General features: G+C 50.0%; 2 rRNA genes. Both read left to right on the top strand.

From position 1 onward, the window contains the following. Positions 1-739, top strand: a 23S ribosomal RNA gene (locus FJ444_RS21250); the annotation flags it as partial. Between the two features lie 128 nt (positions 740-867). Further along, positions 868-983, top strand: a 5S ribosomal RNA gene (gene rrf, locus FJ444_RS21245). The last annotated feature ends 271 nt before the right edge of the window (positions 984-1,254 follow it).

The raw sequence follows: 1,254 nt of genomic DNA, 5'->3' as shown, positions 1-1,254 counted from the left end.
CCTTGAAATACCACCCTGGTATGTTTGATGTTCTAACGTTGTCTCCTAATCGGGGATGCGGACAGTGTCTGGTGGGTAGTTTGACTGGGGCGGTCTCCTCCCAAATAGTAACGGAGGAGCACGAAGGTTAGCTAATCCTGGTCGGACATCAGGAGGTTAGTGCAATGGCATAAGCTAGCTTAACTGCGAGACAGACACGTCGAGCAGGTACGAAAGTAGGTCATAGTGATCCGGTGGTTCTGTATGGAAGGGCCATCGCTCAACGGATAAAAGGTACTCCGGGGATAACAGGCTGATACCGCCCAAGAGTTCATATCGACGGCGGTGTTTGGCACCTCGATGTCGGCTCATCACATCCTGGGGCTGAAGTCGGTCCCAAGGGTATGGCTGTTCGCCATTTAAAGTGGTACGCGAGCTGGGTTTAGAACGTCGTGAGACAGTTCGGTCCCTATCTGGTGTGGGCGTTGGATGATTGAGGGGAGTTGCTCCTAGTACGAGAGGACCGGAGTGAACGAACCGCTGGTGTTCGGGTTGTTTTGCCAAAGGCATTGCCCGGTAGCCAAGTTCGGAATCGATAACCGCTGAAAGCATCTAAGCGGGAAGCGAGCCCCAAGATGAGTCATCCCTGACCTTTAAGGTCTGGAAGGGTCGTTGAAGACGACGACGTTGATAGGCAGGATGTGGAAGCGTTGCAAGGCGTTAAGCTAACCTGTACTAATTGCCCGAAAGGCTTAACCATACAACGCCTAAGTAGCTTTTACTTAGAAGTTGTTGGTAAGACTGACTAATTAATTGAAGTTAGAGTAGTGAAGTTACTCTGATTGAAGAACGTATCAAGCTTTCTGAAATTGTTATAAAAAGTTTTTGCCTGGCGGCAATAGCGACGTGGTCCCACCTGAATCCATTCCGAACTCAGAAGTGAAACACGTTAGCGTCGATGGTAGTGTGGGGTCTCCCCATGTGAGAGTAGAACACCGCCAGGCTCCCATTCTAAGAAAAAGGGCTATCCATTTGGGTAGCCCTTTTTTGCATTTGGCGTTCAGAGAAACGTAATTCACATTATCAGCATTATCTGGATAGCCGTTTATCTTAGAAAGGCACTGCGTGCCACTCACATGAAGAGCCTAACCCATCAGGGCTTTTTAATTTCAAGGCGCTGCACAAAAGATGAGTAACAACCCCTCCCTGGTGCAATGTCCAGTCGCGCATCCATGCGCGCCGCTCTGGTCGCTGCGAATGTCCGCAGGACATTCG

The sequence above is a fragment of the Aestuariibacter sp. GS-14 genome, assembly GCF_006494365.1.
Classification (GTDB): Bacteria; Pseudomonadota; Gammaproteobacteria; order Enterobacterales; family Alteromonadaceae; genus Alteromonas; species Alteromonas mangrovi.
Note: the sequence above shows the minus strand (reverse complement) of the source record. Positions and strands in the feature narration are given on the sequence as shown.